16 protein-coding genes and 1 pseudogene are annotated in these 18,727 nt (G+C 56.6%); 9 read left to right on the forward strand and 8 right to left on the reverse strand.

All coding sequences use genetic code 11. From position 1 onward, the window contains the following. The first annotated feature begins 14 nt into the window (after positions 1–14). Together repB and repC are read left to right on the forward strand one after the other, a co-directional pair. The gene (repB, locus tag FHX10_RS33010) at positions 15–1,028 is read left to right on the forward strand and encodes a plasmid partitioning protein RepB (RefSeq protein WP_113231992.1); all 1,014 of its coding nucleotides are present in this window, start codon (positions 15–17) and stop codon (positions 1,026–1,028) included. A 211-nt stretch (positions 1,029–1,239) separates the two neighbouring features. Then, positions 1,240–2,559, forward strand: a complete 1,320-nt coding sequence (gene repC, locus FHX10_RS33015; RefSeq protein WP_113231940.1) for a plasmid replication protein RepC — start codon at positions 1,240–1,242, stop codon at positions 2,557–2,559. Here the strand turns inward: repC and FHX10_RS35395 are convergent. Continuing rightward, a pseudogene (locus FHX10_RS35395) lies at positions 2,560–2,700 on the reverse strand (recombinase family protein); the annotation flags it as partial. It lies immediately after the preceding gene. An 8-nt stretch (positions 2,701–2,708) separates the two neighbouring features. Continuing rightward, positions 2,709–3,800, reverse strand: coding sequence for a protein adenylyltransferase Fic (gene fic, locus FHX10_RS33020; RefSeq protein WP_113231991.1), 1,092 nt, complete (start codon positions 3,798–3,800; stop codon positions 2,709–2,711). Positions 3,801–4,181: 381 nt separating this feature from the next. Between fic and FHX10_RS33025 the strand changes: the two genes are divergently transcribed. Both FHX10_RS33025 and FHX10_RS33030 read left to right on the forward strand, forming a co-directional pair. After that, a complete protein-coding gene (locus tag FHX10_RS33025) occupies positions 4,182–4,841 on the forward strand; it encodes a hypothetical protein (protein ID WP_162738159.1) in 660 nt (219 codons plus the stop codon). A gap of 85 nt (positions 4,842–4,926) precedes the next feature. Further along, positions 4,927–5,955, forward strand: coding sequence for a potassium channel family protein (locus FHX10_RS33030; protein ID WP_162738158.1), 1,029 nt, complete (start codon positions 4,927–4,929; stop codon positions 5,953–5,955). A 75-nt stretch (positions 5,956–6,030) separates the two neighbouring features. On the opposite strand, the gene FHX10_RS33035 is transcribed toward FHX10_RS33030, so the two are convergent. Together FHX10_RS33035 and FHX10_RS33040 are read right to left on the reverse strand one after the other, a co-directional pair. Then, positions 6,031–7,185: a site-specific integrase gene (locus FHX10_RS33035; RefSeq protein WP_113231938.1), complete on the reverse strand. Its 1,155-nt coding sequence runs from the start codon at positions 7,183–7,185 to the stop codon at positions 6,031–6,033. After that, positions 7,185–7,472, reverse strand: coding sequence for a hypothetical protein (locus tag FHX10_RS33040; RefSeq protein WP_113231937.1), 288 nt, complete (start codon positions 7,470–7,472; stop codon positions 7,185–7,187). The genes FHX10_RS33035 and FHX10_RS33040 overlap by 1 nt, the downstream gene beginning before the upstream one ends. A gap of 622 nt (positions 7,473–8,094) precedes the next feature. Here FHX10_RS33040 and FHX10_RS33045 point away from each other — a divergent pair. After that, positions 8,095–12,462 carry an NACHT domain-containing protein gene (locus FHX10_RS33045; protein ID WP_113231936.1) on the forward strand — a complete coding sequence of 1,456 codons (4,368 nt, stop codon included), beginning with the start codon at positions 8,095–8,097 and terminating at the stop codon, positions 12,460–12,462. A 12-nt stretch (positions 12,463–12,474) separates the two neighbouring features. Here FHX10_RS33045 and FHX10_RS33050 read toward each other — a convergent pair whose 3' ends face one another. Then, entirely contained in the window at positions 12,475–12,660 is a 186-nt protein-coding gene (locus tag FHX10_RS33050; protein WP_184390721.1) for a hypothetical protein, read from the reverse strand. An 81-nt stretch (positions 12,661–12,741) separates the two neighbouring features. Here FHX10_RS33050 and tnpA point away from each other — a divergent pair, with 81 nt between their 5' ends. From tnpA to tnpC, 3 genes are read left to right on the forward strand one after another with little or no spacing between them, the layout of a single operon-like run. Beyond that, positions 12,742–13,170: an IS66-like element accessory protein TnpA gene (gene tnpA / locus FHX10_RS33055; protein WP_184390723.1), complete on the forward strand. Its 429-nt coding sequence runs from the start codon at positions 12,742–12,744 to the stop codon at positions 13,168–13,170. Then, a complete protein-coding gene (tnpB, locus tag FHX10_RS33060; protein WP_184390725.1) occupies positions 13,167–13,517 on the forward strand; it encodes an IS66 family insertion sequence element accessory protein TnpB in 351 nt (116 codons plus the stop codon). The genes tnpA and tnpB overlap by 4 nt, the downstream gene beginning before the upstream one ends. Positions 13,518–13,564: 47 nt before the next feature. Next, positions 13,565–15,208, forward strand: a complete 1,644-nt coding sequence (gene tnpC, locus FHX10_RS33065) for an IS66 family transposase (RefSeq protein ID WP_184390728.1) — start codon at positions 13,565–13,567, stop codon at positions 15,206–15,208. On the opposite strand, the gene FHX10_RS33070 is transcribed toward tnpC, so the two are convergent. Next, positions 15,177–15,422, reverse strand: coding sequence for a DUF6429 family protein (locus tag FHX10_RS33070; RefSeq protein ID WP_184390730.1), 246 nt, complete (start codon positions 15,420–15,422; stop codon positions 15,177–15,179). The two genes, tnpC and FHX10_RS33070, sit on opposite strands and share 32 nt — an antisense overlap. Then, positions 15,409–16,959 (reverse strand): hypothetical protein, encoded by a 1,551-nt coding sequence (locus tag FHX10_RS33075; RefSeq protein ID WP_184390732.1) that lies wholly within the window; start codon positions 16,957–16,959, stop codon positions 15,409–15,411. The genes FHX10_RS33070 and FHX10_RS33075 overlap by 14 nt, the downstream gene beginning before the upstream one ends. 224 nt (positions 16,960–17,183) lie before the next feature. Between FHX10_RS33075 and FHX10_RS33080 the strand changes: the two genes are divergently transcribed. Beyond that, positions 17,184–17,822, forward strand: a complete 639-nt coding sequence (locus FHX10_RS33080; RefSeq protein ID WP_162738156.1) for a hypothetical protein — start codon at positions 17,184–17,186, stop codon at positions 17,820–17,822. A gap of 179 nt (positions 17,823–18,001) precedes the next feature. Here the strand turns inward: FHX10_RS33080 and FHX10_RS33085 are convergent, their stop codons facing one another. Then, positions 18,002–18,727, reverse strand: a complete 726-nt coding sequence (locus FHX10_RS33085) for a hypothetical protein (protein ID WP_113231933.1) — start codon at positions 18,725–18,727, stop codon at positions 18,002–18,004.

Consider the following 18,727-nt stretch of genomic DNA (forward strand, 5'->3'; position numbering starts at 1 on the left):
TGGAGGCCTTTGTCATGAGCCGCAAAGACGCAATCGACTCATTGTTCCTCAAGAAGATGGCGGTCAGCGAAAAGCCCGTAACGGATAAACCGCCAACGCGCGTGCGCTCTGGAGCCATCTCCGCAATGGGTTCGTCGCTGCAGGAGATGGCGGAAGGGGCAAAGGCCGCCGCGAGGCTGCAGGATCAACTGGCTTCGGGCGAGGCCGTCGTATCTCTGGATCCGTCCACAATCGAAGGCTCGCCAATCACCGACCGGCTACCGACGGACATCGATCCGAAATTTGACCAGCTCGAGGCCAGTATTATGGAGGATGGTCAACAAGTTCCGATTCTTGTTCGTCCTCATCCTGAGGCGACGGGCCGATACCAAATTGTATATGGAAGGCGGCGATTGCGCGTTGCCGCAAAACTTGGGCGTAATGTCTCTGCTATCGTCCGGAATCTTACCGATCGAGAATTGGTGGTGGCGCAGGGGCGAGAAAATCTTGACAGAGCGGACCTCTCGTTCATCGAGAAAGCACTATTTGCTCTTCGACTCGAAGACGCGGGCTTTGATCGTGCAACGATCATCGCGGCGCTCTCCACCGACAAGGCTGACCTGAGCCGCTACATAGCCGTCGCCAGAAGCATACCAATGACGCTCGCCACCCAGATCGGCCCGGCGTCCAAGGCTGGTCGGTCGCGCTGGGTCGCACTTGCTGAGAGCCTCGGGAAGGTTTCTTCCATGGACGCAATCGACCAGATTATTGCGTCGGAACAGTTCAGGAATTCAGACAGCGACGCCCGCTTCTTACTTGTGTTCAAGGCAGCGTCGAAGCCCAGTAACAAAGTTTCTAAGAGAGTGCGGGCTTGGAGTACCCCAAAGGGAAGAAAGGCCGCAAAAATCCAAAAGGACGCGCGGCAAACAGCTTTGATTTTTGACGAGAAGCTGGTGCCCGCTTTCGGCGAGTACGTCGCCGACCAATTAGATCGTCTCTACACGCAATTCCTTGAAACAAACGGAGGAGAAAGATCTGACAGGCAGTAACGGCCCTATCGCTTCTGAGCGTGCTCGATCGAGCTGGGCCACAGGTAGCCGCAAAAGAAAAAGGCCCTCCAAAACGGCGTTCCGGAAGACCTTCTCTGTAGTATCGCAGCTAAGAGAATCGCATTTCCAGGAATCTCAGTCAAGAGTCCCGTGAGGGAAAAACGTCGTGTTGGCGAGCGGATTTCTTTTGCCTAACGAAAGGTAAAGGGAAATGCAAGCACACGTCTCAACGACGCCCTTTGGGCGGCGGCCGGTGTCGCTCGGCCAAATTTCAAGTCAGATGTCGGCAAAGGCTGTGGAGCCTAGCGCGAACGCGAACAAATGGCATGTATTCCAGAATATCCGGGAGGTGAGGGAACTCCTCGGCGCCACGGATCGCTCGCTTGCGATCCTCAATGCCTTGCTGACCTTCCATCCGGAAACCACCTTCACCGGCGATGCCGAACTCATTGTATGGCCCTCGAACGAGCAGCTTGCAGCGCGTGCCAATGGCATGCCGGCAACGACATTGCGCCGACACATCGCGGTGCTCGTGGATTGCGGCCTGGTCATCCGACGCGATAGCCCAAACGGCAAACGCTTCGCCCGCAAGGGCAGGGGAGGCGAGATCGAACAAGCTTATGGCTTCGATCTGTCGCCAATCGTGGCCAGGGCTGAAGAATTCAAGGGCATGGCTGAGACGATGCAGGCCGAAAAGAAGGCCTTTCGTGTTGCAAAGGAGCGGCTGACGCTGCTGCGTCGCGATATTGTAAAGCTGATCGACGCGGGGATAGAAGAACGGGTTCCCGGCAATTGGGGCAGGGTGCAACAGACGTATCAGTCGATCATGAACAGACTGCCGCGCTCTGCGCCTCGCCAGCTCGTTGACGATATCTGCATCGATCTCCACGCGCTCTACACGGAAATCCGTGACGTATTGGAATCCTTCGCAAAAACACAGATTCCGGTCTCCAATGAGTCCCATTCCGGTCGCCACATACAGAATTCAAAACCAGACTCTATTTCTGAATTTGAACATAGCATTGGAAAAAAAGAAGAAGCTGGCAGCACGGTGGAGGAAACCGATAACGTACGGAGCTTGCCGAAACGGGAATTGCCTTTGGGGATCGTTCTGGATGCCTGCCCGGGAGTAAGGGAACTTGCCCAGGGTGGCGAAATCCGCCATTGGCGCGATTTTCGGGCAGCGACGGAGCTTGCGCGGCCGATGCTGGGAATCAGCCCGAGCGCTTGGCGAGATGCCTGCGAGGTTCTGGGCGAGCAGCACGCCGCGATCACACTGGCCGCAATCTACCAGCGGGCTAACCAGATTGGTTCCGCCGGAGGATACTTGCGCAGCCTGACAGACCGAGCCCGGGAGGGTAAATTCTCGACCTGGCCGATGGTCATGGCGCTATTGCGGACCAAGCTTGAGGCGCAGAAGGTGAGGGGTAACGATCGGGGGGCCAGCCTGGATGATCCGGCGGGGAGCGGTTCGGGTCTGCGAGCGTCGGACGCCCTGCTGAGAAGCCTCAACAGGGCGAGACCGCTATGAGGACTGCTTCTGGCTCCGTTCCCGAATGATGGTGTCGCGGCCAGCCGAGCGCAGTCCAGTCTCCTGCGCTTCCGTCGCTTGTTCGTCCGTCGATAAACGCGTGTAGCCGATCAGACTGGCTTTTTTGGTCGCTCGGGTCATCGACCAGCCTAAGCAGGGCGGCGGTCGCGGAGAAGCGTCAGCAGGGCCGGATTGATGTAAAGGTTCTCGCGTCCCGCCTTCACTTCCTGAAGCAAGCCGTTATCGGTGAGTGCCTTCAGGTAGACGGATGCCGCCTGACGTTTTGCGATGCTGGCCTGCACAAGATCGCTAATGCGGCAGTACGGGTTGACGAAAATCACTTCAGCCAGCTCCCGTGTGTAGAGTTTCGGGAGATCGCGGCGAATTCGTTCAGCGGTTTGATCGAGCAGATCGCGAATGGCGCGAATACGTGCTGTTGACCAGTCCGCTGTCTCTCGTACAGCCTCGAGCATGTAGAGAATCCACTCCTCCCAGGAGCCTTGCGTGGTGACGGCAAGAAGCCGATCATAATAGGCGCGCTTGTTGCCGATGATATATCGGCTGAGGTAGAGGACGGGGATGTCCAGCAGGCCTTTATCGACCAGATAGAGGAGGTTGAGGACGCGACCTGTGCGGCCGTTGCCATCTATGAAGGGGTGGATAGCCTCAAACTGGTAGTGCATGACAGCCAGTCGGACCAAAGGGTCTATTTCTTCGGCCTCGTGAATGTAGCGTTCCCAGTTTGCAAGCTTGCTCCGGAGCAATTCCTGTCCTTCCGGCGGGGTGTAGATGACCGTGCCAGTAGCCTCGTTCATCAGTGCTGTGCCAGGCGTTGAGCGGATGTCGAGATCAACCCCCTTGATCCTGCGGCAGACAGCGACAGCCGTTGACGTTGATACCGGGCGCTCTCTGAGCGACTGAAACCCCTCGCTTAGAGCCGTGCGATAACGAAGCGCTTCCTTCGTTGCAGGATCGGCCTGACCTCCTGGCTCGTTGGCGAAGCGGAAAAGCCGGTCAGTCGTGGTGACAATATTCTCTATTTCCGAGCTTGCCTGCGCCTCAAGCAGTGGGATCGAGTTGATAAGAACAGACTGGTTGGGTATGAGCTGCCCTGAGACGCGGAGTTCAGCCAGCGAGGCCCTTGCTGCGATGCATGCCTTGAGCACGGCCTTTGTTTCGACGTCCTCTCGGGGCGGTAGAGACGGAAGATCGTTATAGGGGCGATCAGGGCGGAACGTCATGTCGGTCAATCCCCATTTTGCCGACATGTCGCATTGGATATGTCGATGGCATCGACACGTCAGTAATTTATGTCGATGAAACTCGATTCTATCGACATATTATTTGGGCTGCAAGTCGATTTTCCAAAATGGAGAAGGCATGAATAAACGGTAGTTTGCAAGCGCGTAGATGATCAAAACCTAGAGCCTAGAGTACTATCCGAAAATGCCGGTGCCGAGCTGCCGCTTCACTGAGAGCCGATTTTACGCGATTTTTGCCATGCTAGCCCGGTGACCTGGTTCGCAGGTTCGCCTGAGCCTCTCGTTAAATTGATATTAGCCTTTTGATTGAACTGTGTAGTGGAAACACTGGCTACGTTGCGGTGGTGTGAGCGAGGCACCATGGATGAGATTTTGCGGCGTGATTGCATAAGTCTTTTTGAGGCGTGTCTGGCTCAGATTGAGAGCGGCAAACCCGGACCAAGTATGCTCACATCTCGCGACTTCGCGGGTGCGCTGAGCAATCTGCTGGAAAGACTTCGGAAAGAGCCGGCGGAAGAAGACGCGACCGAGGGCGAAGGGCGCTTCGTCTTAGAACTGATCGTAAAGGCTAATCTGAATAGCGCGAAAGATGGCCTCAGTCATTTGAAAAACTGGCTCCGGGGTTCGGAGGAAATTGTGGTTTGCGATCCTTACCTTATGCACTTCTCCGCAACTGATCTCTATCCGGATGTCACCAGCTATGCGCAGGTCCTCCTATCGCTCTTTCCCGCGTCGGCGAAGCGGATCGACCTCTACAGCAACGGATACATGAGCCAGGTAAAGCCGGCGATCATGCGTCCTCTCAAAGATGGTCGCCAAGCTCGACATTTCAGCTCGCACGGCCTTCATGATCGTTTTGTTATCAAGAATCGAACGGAAGGGAAATTCATCGGCACGTCGTTCGGGGGCTTCGGGCGAAAATTCTTTGCGATCTCTGATTTGCCACGCCAAGATGTCTCTGCGTTGCTTTCCGAACTTCACGCACTGTGCCCAAAGCCTATCAAGCATGGACGGCGTTAGCAGCGGAAATCGGCGTCCTTCCGAAGGCAAGCTATCTGCGAGACCTTTCGCTTTGATGTCGTCCGCCAAAATCCAAGGAACAGAAATGAACGACGCCCGCGCTGAAGATGATCGAAGCCTTCGACCACATGCCGTACCCAACATGCAAACGCCGATCGGCCGGCTCATCGATCGCCTCGGGTATGGAGCGCTATCACTTGTCGCCTCTGGCGCTCTGACTCTATCGACCACATATTTCGCAATTGCACCGAAAGGCCAAGGGATCGAGACAAATGATGTGGGCGATGCTCTCTATTTCTCGATTGTCACCTTTACTTCACTTGGATACGGCGACCTCCAACCGCACGGCGTTGGTCGGGCCGTGGCCTCGGTCCTTGTCCTGGTTGGAATATCGGTAACTGCTCTCCTCATTGGAAGGGTGGCGTCGGAACGCCAATCCTCACTCTTGCTTCTTTTGCACAGCAGCGACGTGCAGCGACGCCTGTCGAGCTTTACGCAGCAGCTTCACGACGCAGCTGACGAAATCTCTCAGGCTGGTCCAATGCGCGCTCGTAAGCTGAAATCCACGGGCGAACTTTTACAGGCGGTTTCCAGCTATCTTTCCTTCAACGCATTCCAGGCGGGAATACTGAGCTTCGGAAATTTCACCGCGCTAACAATGCTCTACGATGCCCTGAATGAAACCTTTGAAGCGTGCATGGCCGCGTTCAAAGATGGCGAGAACGCTGAGACGATGAACCGCGCGCTTGCCTGTGGACGAACTATTGAACGGCTTATTAATCTCATGAGCCGTCTACATCACCAGAGCGAACGCGAGGCAAGTTCATGGAAAAAAATCCGGGGTACCAGACGTGGCAGATCGCAAGTCGCGGCAGGCGAAAAGGCCCAGAAGTTGAGATCGGAGATGTTTGGTGCTCTCCAATCTTCCATGGAATGGAGAGATAAAGCGTTTCATGCCCTACAGGTTGAGCGGGTTTTCAAGGCTATGCCGTCGGGAAATCAATGGCCGACCGGGATACACAAAGAGGTTGCTGCTGCTCTGAAAATTTCCCCGTCGACCGCGACAAAGTGCATCACTGAGCTCAAAAACAATGGTAGGCTTCCAAAGTACTAGCGCACGGGCTGGACATTTTCCAAGCCACTATAGCTTTCGGGGCCGATGCGTTCCAGGATAGGATGTCTCGACCTTTCATAGCAGGCGCGCGGCTCGTCCACTTCGCCGGGTAGCATTGTTATAATAGCTCGACGCCTGCTGCACCGATCGGTGGCGGGATTGATCCATTGCTTCGGCCAGTGGAATGCTGCGATTGGCGGCCTCTGTCAGATAGCCCGCTCTCAACCCGTGCGCGGAAAACTCTCCCGGCTCCAGCCCCGCCATCTCCGCCCGCTGCTTCAGGATCGCGTTGACCGACTGCGGATCCAGCGCCCGCCGTGAGACGGTGCCCCATCTTCCGATGCCCCGAAACACACTGCCCTTGTCGATCTTGGCGGCCGCCAGCCAGGCATTCAACGCCTCGACGGGCCGGCCTGTGAGATAAACGACGTCGTCCTGCTCGCCGGTCGTAGTTTTGGTGCGGCCGAGATGAATGGCCAAAGAGGGGAGGGGAGGGCCATCGGCCACCGCGATCGGCGGCTCGACTGTCAGCTGCTCGACGCGTAGCGCGGCGATCTCGCTGCGCCTCCGGCCGCCGGAGGCAAAGGCGACCATTAGGATCGCCCGGTCACGGAGATCGCGCAGGCTGTCGGTCGCGCAGGTCGCCAGCAGGTTTGCCAGCACGTCGCCGGTGACGGCCTTGGCGCTCTTGCGCCGACGGGTCCGTGGGACGGCACGCACGGCCAGACGAATGGCGGATTTGAGGGCAGCAGAGGTGAAGGCGCCATCGAGGCCGCGCCATCTGGTCAGCGTCGACCAGTTCGCCAGCCGCCGGCGCACGGTCGCCGGCGCATGCGGGCCAGTGGATTTCAAAAAACCTTGGCGACGGAGATTGTCGGCGACGTCATCAGGCATGCCGTGATCCGGATCGGCCGCACGTTTCTCCGGATCCCAGAGGTGGTGTGCGACGAATTTGAGCAGCAGCGCTTCGGGCGCCGGCCAGGGCAGGGACTGTCCGGTGGCAGCGAGACCCCAGGCTTCGAGATAGGCGAGATCGGAGGTGAGAGCCCTCAGGGAATTGTCGCCCATGCCGCGTTCGACGAGATGCTTGAGTGTCTCGACATCCTGGTCAGTCAGCAGCTCCGCGAGCTCGTCGCGGCGCTCCAATGGCAAGACGGCGGCAATGGTGTCGAGTTCTTCGGCGCGGCGCTCGACGGCGGACAAGGTGGCGGATTTCTTTGGGGCCGCCATTAGTCGACCTCGACATGCGGCCGCCAGCGGCGAATGATCTGAACGATCTCCGGCTTGTAGGCATCCGGATAGGAAAGCGTTTCCTCGCGGGCGATATAGGTGAAGACGGTGATCATGTCCTCGCAGATCTCTGGATCGAGGTCGGCCAGGTCTGTGAGGTCGAAACCGCCATGCACATCGGCGTTCCACCAGGCGAGCAGGAAGCTGGCGACCCGTCGGCTCTGACCGGTGTCGCCATGGGCGACGTTGAGCAGCTTTTCGAGGGCGAAGCGGACACGGTCTTCCATGAAACAGGCCTTTGCGGAGCGGGATTAGGCCCAGATTCGGTGGATTCGCGAGCCCTGTCAATCTACCATCGATAAGAGGTAGTTATCGATAGTAAACGCCCCAGCAAACCACCGTCCGAGCAACGGAAGCAAAAGGCGAATTCGCTTCATCAAGGCAAAAGAACGTCGTTAATTCATATGGTTAATGATGTGGAAAATGGGAATCTTCGACTCGCGAGTGGGGCGAGTGGTGCGTGGGGTAAAATCGGCAATCGAAACGGTAAGCTGAAAATCTGACCTGCAATTTTGATTTCGGGCTCGGACTCGTGCGGGGAAGGGGCCTCCTAAAGCCACGCGTCTTTGCGAGATTGAAGCGGAACCGGTCATGCCGGCGTTGCAATTTGCCGGTCATTTCCACGCTGCATGGCCGAGCTGCTTCTGAACTACAGCTTGTTGAACTTATCAGAAGGGGCACCCGCATCCACCGCCGGGATTTGCTCCCTGAAGACTGCCATTCCGATGAAATAATTCGGTCGGCTGCCCGACAGCCGACTGCCCTCACGACGACGTTCTTCTATTGGCATTCCTGTGATTTAAATGTTCTCCACTGTTCATGTCGCAGCCTATGATAGGTTGCAGCGTCATGAACCAGCTGAAATCTATTTTCCCCGCTGAAACGCTCGCGTTCGGTTTCGTGCAGCTCGGAAGAACGTTTCACGAGCTTTCAAAATACGCGAGCGAGGATGACAGCATCGACGCGGGCCGCGCCTTCCGCGTTGGTGATCGCCTTTCCTGGGGTAATCTTGTCAACGAATATCGTTTGGTCATCCTTGCCGAGGCCGGGTCTGGCAAGACCGCAGAGATACGAAGCATCGCGCAAACGCTTCGGAACGAAGGTAAGCGTGCATTCTTTTTGCGCCTAGAGAACATTCCCCGCGACTTTGAATTCGCATTCGAAGTGGGAACGCATGCGGCGTTCGCGGCATGGTTGGAGGGCAATGATGAAGGTTGGCTCTTACTTGATTCAGTAGACGAAGCGCGTCTTCGCAACCCTCGCGACTTCGAACTTGCGATTACCAAGCTTGGCGCACTTATTGGAACGGCGAAGGATCGCGTTCACATTATAATCACGGGGCGCACAACGGCTTGGCGACCCAAGACGGACCTCATGCACTGCATCGCTCATCTGCCATATGCGCCGCCGGTTACTGTACAGGAGACCCAGAAACAAGATGATGCCGAATTCGACGACCTTGAAGAAGCGATAAAGACCGAGACGCATGACAACGGCAATGACGGCGCTTCTGGCTTCAAGATCGTCACGCTTAGCGATCTCAGCGCAGAGCAGATCGCCCTCTTCATTGCGGCTCGTGGCGTGACCAATACCAAAGCTTTTCTCGATGCTGTGGAAAGAGCCGATGCATGGTCCTTTACCACCCGTCCACAAGATCTCGAAGACCTGACAGCATTTTGGCTTACCAACGAGCGTATTGGCAGCCGGCTGGAGATCATGCGCAACAGCATTGAACGCCGGCTTAGCGAACGTGACCAAGGGCGGGCCGAAGTGCGTCCCCTTGCAATGGAGCGAGCGCGGGAGGGCGCGATGCTGCTCGCCGCCGCCACCACGCTTTCGAAAGATCCGGCAATTCGAGTGCCGGATGGGGCGGATAATACGAAGGGAATTCCAGTCAAATCCGTACTTCCCGATTGGGACGAGGCGCAACAGGCGGCTCTCCTCGCGCGCCCCATCTTTGATGAGGCAATTTATGGTGCGGTAAGGTTTCACCACCGGTCGGTTCGCGAATACCTGGCGGCCGAATGGTTCGCAAAATTACTCGCCCGCGAAACCTCGCGGCGATCAATTGAGGCAATGTTCTTCCGTGAGCAATATGGGACTTTAATCGTAACCCCGACCCTGCGCCCGATTTTGCCGTGGCTTGCCCTGCTTGATGACAAAATCAGACATCGTATCAAGCAAATCGCGCCAGAAATTGCTCTGGAAGGTGGTGATCCGAGCCAACTTCCCATCGCAGACCGCCGACAAATCCTTCATGATGTATGCGCGCAAGTTGCCGCTGGGACGTCGAGCCGATCGATCCATGATTACGCGGCGGTTCAGCGCTTCGCAAATGCCGATCTCACGGATGACATTCGCGCGCTCATTAGATCGCACGCGAGCAATGATGATCTTTCGTCCTTCCTCTTGCGCATGGTTTGGCTGGGTCAATTGCAAGGCGCGCTTCCAGAGGTATTGGAGATCGCTCTTTCGAACGGGGCGGAGGAGTATAGCCGCCAGAATGCATTTCGAGCGCTCAAAGCTATCGGGTCTGAGGCGGATCAGAGACGAGTCCGCGACGAATTTATCTTAGAGGAAAATGAACTTAACAGGACTCTTTTGGCAGAGCTTGTCGAAGATCTCGACCCGAATCTTGAGAACCTCGAATGGTTCCTGCGCGCCATTGCCAGGAGCCAACCCAAGGAACCTTATAGCGTAGATGGCTTGAGCGAGCAGCTGAAAAACTTCGTCCAGCGTGCTCCTCTCGATGTAGTTCATGCACTGACCGTCGGCCTTATACCAATATTAAGCCAGCCGCCCGTGATCAAGCGCCCGCTCAATGACGTTTCGCAGCGCTTTGAGTGGCTGCTGCCCTCAGCCTCAAAAGCCGTCGAGCGCCTGATCTCGGCGCGTCATCCGAGCGCGTTTGAGCCTGCCTGCTTCGACATCATGCGCATGATCTCAGGTGCTCGCGCTTATCAGAGCGACGAAATTTCCGATGAGAAAACCAACTTTGCTGAGCTTGTTTTGTCTTGGGCGGAACTCAATCGGGCTTTCTTCTGGTTCGAGGTGCAGCAGACACGAGAAAGTACACTGCAGAAAGGCGAGCGCCTGACAGATTTTTGGCACGCCTCAATTTTCGGGACTTTTTGGGCTTTCGGCGAATCCGATTTCGACTATGTGAGCGGCGAGATCGCAAATCAGAACGAGCAGGACAACAAACTCGTCGCGCTCTCGTTGGCATTTGATCTGTACCGCCGTTTCGGCCGGCCCCGCGTCTGGCGAGAAAAGCTCAAAAAACTGGTGGCAGGTAACGATGAACTCGTGGTGAGGCTCAATACATTTTTGAAGCCGCCCGCCCAACCTGAAATTCGTCGTTGGAAGGCCCAGGAGCGGAAGTGGAAGAAGCAGCGGGAAGCCCATAAAGCCACGCGCGCCAAATACCACGAGGGGTGGAAGGCCTATCTCGAAAAGGAGTTGGAAAGTCTCCGGGCGTCCCAGAAAGCCAAGCCGGGAGAGATGCTTAACGCCATGCTCTATCTGTTTGATTGCACCCGTGACGACCGGAACATCGGCGGAAAATGGACGGAGTACAACTGGCGTAAGCTAATCGCGAAGTTTGGCGAGCCGATTGCTCGTTTTTACCGGGACTCCGCCGTCGAATTCTGGCGGCACCATGCGCCGACGCTACAATCCGAAGGCGCGCCCAACAATCAGACGTCTTATGCCACGATTTTCGGTCTCGTCGGCCTTGAGATAGAGTTCCACGAAACCGCCGGATGGCCTTCAGGGCTAAGCCCCTCCGAAGTCGAACGAGCCTGCCGTTATGCCTCGTTTGAGCTCAACGGATTCCCGACATGGTTTCCAAAATTGTTCGAAGCCTATCCCGCTACAGTGGTGGCGTTTTTGATGGGCGAAATCAGATATGAACTTTCCAGCGAGAAAGCCGATGTCGACGGAAACTACATACTCGGTGATGTCAGCTGGTCGGGACATTGGTGCTGGGAGCAACTCGCCCCTCAGCTCTACGGCCTTCTGCAAACGGTCGAGCCCGCCAATCTCAGCAATCTCGGTAAGCTTCTGAAAATCCTGCAGGACTCGTCCATCTCGGATGCCGATCTCGGTGGGCTCGCTGCAACAAAATGCGCCGCTCTCGGCGATTCCACGAATGCTGCATTTTGGTTTGCGGCGTGGACAGGTGTAGCGCCGCAAGACGCCATTCCTGCGGTCACCGTCCGGCTTGATGCGATCACTGATACCCGAAAGCGTATCGAATTCGCTATGAACTATGTCACGCACTTGTTTAGCGGGCGAAGGGGCGAGGACGGTGCGGCCCGAGGTGCCTTCCACACGCCTTCCTATTTGAAATCCCTCTATTTGCTCATCAGTCAACACGTGAAGCGCGAGGATGATATTGAGCGAGCCGGGAGCGGGGTGTACTCGCCCGGTCTCAGGGACAACGCGCAGGATGCGCGTAATTACCTCGTCGACGTCCTTTTGAAGACCTCAGGGAAGGAGACATTCCTGGCAATCCACGAGATTGCGGAAGCGTTCCCCGAACGTCCCTGGCTCGCTCGCTTCGCGAAGGAGAGGGCTGAAAAAGACGGCGATCTGGATGCGATCCCTCCTGCTGGGGTGCGAGAGCTTAACGACAAGCTGGAGAGAACCCCGACCAACCATCGGGAACTCGCTGACCTTGCTGTGCTTCGGCTCAACGATCTGAAAGACGATCTTGAAAACGGGGACAGCAGCATCGCTGCGATCTTGCGAACCGTTAAGCTCGAAACCGACATGCGAAAATATATCGGAAAGGAACTTCGCGACAAAGCGTTTGGCCGCTATGCGATCCCGCAGGAAGAAGAGCTTGCCGATGCCAAGAAGCCCGATCTCCGCTTTCATGGTATAGGATTTGATGGCCCAGTGCCGGGTGAACTCAAGCTTGCCGACAAATGGAGCGGACCCGATCTTTTTGAGCGGCTCGAAAATCAGCTCTGTGGCGCCTATCTGCGAGACAACAGATCAAACCGGGGCATTTTTGTCCTGGTCCAGAGGGGCGAGCAGGCCAAATGGGATCTTCCCGGCGGACTTGGCCGGGTAAACTTTGACGGCTTGGTCGCGGCTCTCCAACAGAAATGGGTTGACCTATCGCCGCGCTATCCGGGCATCGACGACATCACTGTGATCGGAATAGATCTAACCAAACGTGACAAGAAGGGTGCTCATTCCCACGCCTGAATAGCTCTCGTTTCACATAGACAGATTGACCACGCTGTCCGGCTTCACGCCGTAGATCATTTCAAAGTGCCGGTCAGCAAAGCCCTTTATGTCCTCATGGCTGCCGTTCTGGCTGAGCCATCGATAGTTATAGGTAAAGGGGCCAGGACGCCTGATCCATTGATCCGTCATGTCGTAGGTAAGATTGATCGTACGCATCCGAGTTGGGCCGCATTGTGCAGTGAGTGAGAGTGTGGATGCTCTGTCTATATAGACGGCAATATAGACGGTGCTTCACACATGGACTTGACGAATGATCTCACCGGGCATTTCAGCCGGATGGAGATTGTCGATAGCGGGCGTCGCCGGCGTTTCACGGATGAAGCGAAGCTGGCGATCGTGGCTGAGAGTTATAACGGCCCGCGACAGGTGACGGTCACGGCGCAGCGTCATGGGATCACGCGCTGGCAGTTGAATGCCTGGCGCAGGGCCGCGCGGGAAGGACGCCTTGTCCCCCGCTCGGCGAACGGATTTGTTCCAGCGATCGTTGTTGCCGAGCCTGATGTTGCGAGTACGCCACCTGCGGCGACTGTCGCTGTGCCGCCTTCTGTCACCGCGCCCGGTCGCATGGAGGTGGTGAGTGCGAACGGCCGGCGTGTGATCGTCGGTCGGGATGTCGACATGGACGTCCTGCTGCGGCTCATTGGTGGTCTGGAGACGTTGCGATGAACCCGTTTCCGATGGGAACGGGGGGCAAGGTGTGGCTGGCGACGGGACATACAGACATGCGGTGCGGCTTTCCTTCGCTGGCCCTTCGGGTGCAGGAGGTGTTGAAGCATGACCCTCTGGGCGGTCATCTGTTCTGCTTCAGGGGTCGACGAGGTGATCTGGTAAAATTAATTTGGCATGACGGCCAAGGCGCCTGCCTGTTCACGAAAAAATTGGAGCGCGGGCGGTTTATCTGGCCCAATGTTGAAGGCGGCGCCGTCGCGATCTCGGCCGCACAGCTTTCTTATTTGCTGTCGGGAATCGACTGGCGGGCGCCGCAGGAAACCTGGCGTCCGACACGGGTTTGAGCGCCTTCGTCATTGAATTTGTTCAGGAAATATGCTCTAAAATTTGCATGTCATTGCCACCGCTTTCCCTTCCGGACGATCTTGCCAGCGCCCACGCCGCGCTGCTGGCGGAACGCGAGGCGCGGTTGCAGGCGGAGGCCGAAGCGACCAAAGCCAAGGCAGAGCTTTCCAGCATCGAGGCGCTCAACGCCCATCTGCAATTGCTGATCGCCAAGTTGGAACGCGACAAACACGGTCCGAGCCGGGAGCGCACCCAGCGGCTGATCGACCAGATGGAATTGCAGCTCGAAGAGCTGGTCGCCGATGCGACCGAGGACGAGCTTGCGTCCGAAGCGGCCTCTGCCAAAAGCCAGACCGTTCGGGCCTTCACTCGCAAGCGGCCGGTGCGCAAACCCTGGCCGGACAATATCGAGCGGGAACGTGTCGTCATCGAAGCTCCTGGCGCCTGCACCCATTGCGGTAGCGAACGGCTGTCGAAGCTGGGCGAGGATACTACCGAGACGCTGGAGGAGATCCCACGCCGCTTCAAGGTGGTCGAGACCGTCCGGGATAAGTTTACTTGCCGGGAGTGCGGCTGCATCAGCCAGGCGCCGGCGCCGTTCCATGCCACACCGCGCGGCTTTCTCGGCCCCAACCTTCTCGCCACTATAGTCTTCGACAAATTCTCCGAGCATCAGCCGCTCAACCGCCAGAGCCGGCGTTTCCGCAGCGAGGGAATTGATCTGTCCACCCAGACGCTTGCCGACCAGGTTGGCTACGTCAGCGCCGCCGTCAAGCCACTCTTCGATCTCATCGAGACCCACGTGTTTGCGGCCGAGCGATTGCATGGCGACGACACCACTATCCCGATTCTCGCTAAAGGGCAGTGCATCACCGGCCGGATCTGGACCTACGTTTGCGACGATAGGCCCTTTGGGGGACAGTCGCCACCGGCCGCCGTCTTCTACGCCTCCAGCGACCGGCGTGGCGAACATCCACAAAAGCATCTGGCCGAGTTCAAAGGCATTCTGCAGGCTGACTGCTATAATGGCTTCAATCCGCTGTTCGATCGGACAAAGAAACAAATACCGGTGACGCCGGCTTTCTGTTTTGCCCACGCGCGCCGGAAGTTCTTCGAGCTGGCCGACGTCTCTCGCAGTGCTCGCCGCGGTAAAGGCGCACGGCCTGTCTCGGCGACGGCTTTGGAGGCGGTTAAACGCATCGATGCGTTGTTTGCCATCGAGCGCGATATCAACGGCAGAAGCGCCGAGGAACGGCTTGCCGTGCGCCAGGAAAAGAGCAAGCCGCTGCTCATCGAGTTGGAGGCCTGGTTGCGCCAGGAACAGGAGGGCCTCTCACGCTCCTCACCGGTCATCGAACCGATCAACTACATGCTGTCGCGCTGGGCCGACTTTGCCAGATACGCCGATGACGGCAGGATTTGCATGACGAATAACGCGGCGGAAAGAGCCCTGCGCGGCGTGGCTTGCGGCAGAAAAAATTGGAGCTTCGCCGGATCCGATCGCGGCGCCGACCGGGCGGCCATCATGCTGACCCTTATTACGACGGCCCGCCTCAACGACATCGACCCGAAAGCCTGGCTTGCAGATGTGCTGACGCGCATCGCTGATCTTCCAGTTTCGCGCCTGCATCAGCTCTTGCCCTGGGAGTGGAAGAAGATCAAGGCGGCGGCATTATCGGCTGCCGCATAAACAGCTTGCGAAACAGCTCCTCGGATCGGCGCAGACCCTCGTCCGTCAGCACCAACGACTTCGACTTGTTCACCGGATCTCCGATCAGGCCTTTCTGATGCAAGCGATCCGTGGTCGCCCAGTCAAACCCCTTCCAGGCGCAACGCTCGTTGTGAAGTGTCAGCCACAGCAGTGCTAGGACGGTATCGTCGATTTTGTCCTCATCGATCTCCATGAACCGACGTTACCACGCGAGCCCCATTGAGTCCTGCGGCCCACCTCGGATGCATACGATTGATCGCGTAAAAACTCTCGAACACCTGCTGAACAAGCGACTCATCGCGACCTGAGACAAGGCGTGGGAAAATGCCGTCGTCATCCTTCTTATCCACAAAGAGCGCACCGTGGCGGTCAAACAGTTCCGCCGACTGTTCCGACACCCGGTCGCCTGCCATCCAGGCGCCGGGCCAGCAGAAAAACTCGGGTGTTTTTCGCTTGTCCTGCATGAATGCGAGGAAATGGGAAAACAGCAACCGAACCGGCATATTGCGCGGCTCGAAATTAAAGCTGCGATGCTCCTCCATCAGGCCATGAAGCGGCGCGCCCTCCTTCACCCAATCCGAGCATGTCGCCGCAATAGCCAGAGGAGATGCGTTCAATGCATGAAGCGACAGCTCCTCCGTAACCGCTACGTATTCTTCGCGGGAGTAGTTCTGGATCGCCGTTGCTGTCGCGGGGCATTTCAATCGGACCAGGGTCGCCAGCATCAGGAAACGAGCGCCCGGATCAGTGTCCGTTATGAAGCTGCGGTAGTGCGGCCATATAGGGTAAGGGAATCCTGATCCGGGATTAATCGCCATATCGCAGACCAGCAGGAAGAGCCCCACTATCGGGTGGATGACAGATGCTGGCCGGTCGAGTTGCGTGGTCTGCAGAAACAGCTCGAAGGCAGCTTCATAAACGCCGTGAAGCATGCCCATCGCCTTGAAATCGTCCAGTTCGAGGTTGCCTCCCGAAGCGAACGAAAGGTACTGCATCTGCGCGAAGCAGGCCTGCCCTTCGAATATTTCTCTGGCGCCGATCCCCCAGAGCGCGACGGGCGATCCGAAATAAAAGCCGGTTTCCTTTTCATCGCTAAGGGCACGAAAAGGTTCTTCCCATTCTCTCGGATGCTGCAAAACCTTGAAATCAGGATCGGCGGTGGCGGCCAGCACAAGGACGTTGTTGCCATAGGCAATTTCATGCGCGTGCCCGATGGATTCGAACATGGGGTCGTGAATGACGGCCTTTGCAGAGTCCACGCTGTGCGTCAGCGCACGGAAAGCGCCGAAATCGAAGTGGTTGTTCACGATACGGTTCGTAAGGCCGCTGAGATTGTCGATTGTGCTTGGCCCCGGCAGAGAGAAAGACAATTCGCGAACCGATTTTTGAAAGCCATTCCTCTGAAGCAGCTCTTTGAGGTGCGTGTAGTTCGCATGGGCCTGGGTCGGATATGTAAGGCTAATCATCAACCCATAGGTGGAGCCTATATGCTGCCACCAGTGAATCGTCTCGTGCAGAAAGGTCGAAAAGGCCTGCGTTCGCTCAAAACCCGCCTCGCGGCTTTTTACGATACCGCCCGGCAATTCAGCAATCTTTCGATGAACCTCGGGCGATAGCCGCAGTACGAACCGAAACGCATCATAGAGCCCGTGCCCTCTAAGGGTCGCGGCATATTTCCCCTCGTGCGTGTACGAGCGCAGGCTGGGCAGCAAGTCAGGTTGTAGGCGCATGACTATTCAATTAGCACGCAATCTATAGCAATGAAATGAGCAAACCAGTGTGACCGCATCGAGCTCTATTGCGTCCACTCCGATATTGCGGCCTCTACCGAACTCGCCTAGCGGTTGCGGCCCATATAAGGCTCGCATCGTGTCTCCGCTGTGGACGGCCGCAAAATCTGTATGGATGGGTTTCTAACTTTGCTATGGATTCTCAGTATCGCAAGGGGACACAGATGGAACTGCTTGAGCACAAACACGATGAAGTGGCGACGATACTTAGATTCTCTTTCTCGGAACCCCCCTCGAAGTGGAGAGCACTCAATGTCGGAGAGCTTTTTACGAACCTCGAGAAATTTGCGATCGAATTGCAAATTATGCAGGCCATGGTCGATTTGGACGACGAGTTGGGTGCCATGAAACTGCCGACCGGAGACCTCGGCTTAACCCTAGTCGCTTTGTCCTCCGCTTCATTGCAGCGCGGTTTGAAAATGCCCACTTTCGAAAACGACGTGATCAGTTTTAAGTACAACAGCCCCGTGGAAGTCGTTGTCAGAGTCGCGTCCTCTATTTCCGAGAAAACGTTCAAAGCGGCACTAGGTGCGCTCGAATTCGTAATGTGTCGAGACGCGATTAATAGGAAGAAGCATGCGGAAGCATCTCAGGAAGAGCAAAAAGCGCTAGCGATGGCCATCAAGAACTACCAGGAGGGGTTAAAGGCACTCCAGAGGATCGAAAATCCGGAGTTTCATCGGAGGTTCGAACAGATGTTGACGGAGTCCCTCACTCCGCTGGTGGACACCAAAGGTCCAAGCTTGAAATCCATCGATGCGGTAAAGTTTCGCACTACCGATCATATCGAGCACGAGAAGTGACGCCCTTCTTCCTCAGCCTTCTGGCCGAGGGGGCGAGTCGACTCACTGATGGCCGGATAGCGACTGAGAGCGCCGGATCTTATTGGCGGTTCTAAGATCTTAAGGCCAACGAGATGAAGGGAGGAAAAGGTTTCGGCTACGGAGAATACTATAGGTTGCCTGCTGACCTGCCAATTTCACTAGTGTATGAAATGTCCCAGAAGCATTCGTCTCCGCTTCTCATCTAGTAGCGCATCGGCATACATCGTCCACAGGCGGTTCTGGCAACGCTCGATAAGATTGAAGTAGTCCGGATCGTTCATAAGCCTTCGCCAAACGGTGCCATCGTGTTGAGCCAGCGCAAAGTTGATTGCTGCAGAAGGGCACATTGGGACAACGGGTATTCTTGGGCCAGGGTTTTGCATTAGGCCCCTCCATTCGAGACCCGCGTTTTTCAGGTCCGGTCCCGGCGCAAACCCAGGTACAGCGGCAAAAGCGTCTTGCGCATGTCCCCCTCTTTGAAAATGAAATAGAGGATGGGATTCCTTCGGAGGATTGCCACTTTCGTTGGCCTGGGTATCAATTCTCCAGTGATCCTCCAATATCGCAAATCCGCCATCGATTGGCAATTTACCGCGAACGCAAACCTGCATTTCGGAAAACACGTCTTCGATCTTGCTGTCTTTTGAGATGGAGCTTCCGAAGCGAAACGAAACACTGGCGTCGATCAACTTGGTATTGGGAGGATGAATACCTTGCCGAGGAGGGACCATCGGCACGATACCCGTAAGCATTTTCCCGTTGCGAGATGCCGCTCGAAAAGAGCCGTCCAGAACAGCAATTGCGTCCGCGATCGTCTCTGTTTCAGGAACCCGACGAAGTGGGTTTTGAAGCTCGATGAAATCTTCAATAATCGAATCCAGCAC

It is taken from the genome of Rhizobium sp. BK591 (assembly GCF_014195045.1).
Lineage (GTDB): Bacteria > Pseudomonadota > Alphaproteobacteria > Rhizobiales > Rhizobiaceae > Rhizobium > Rhizobium anhuiense.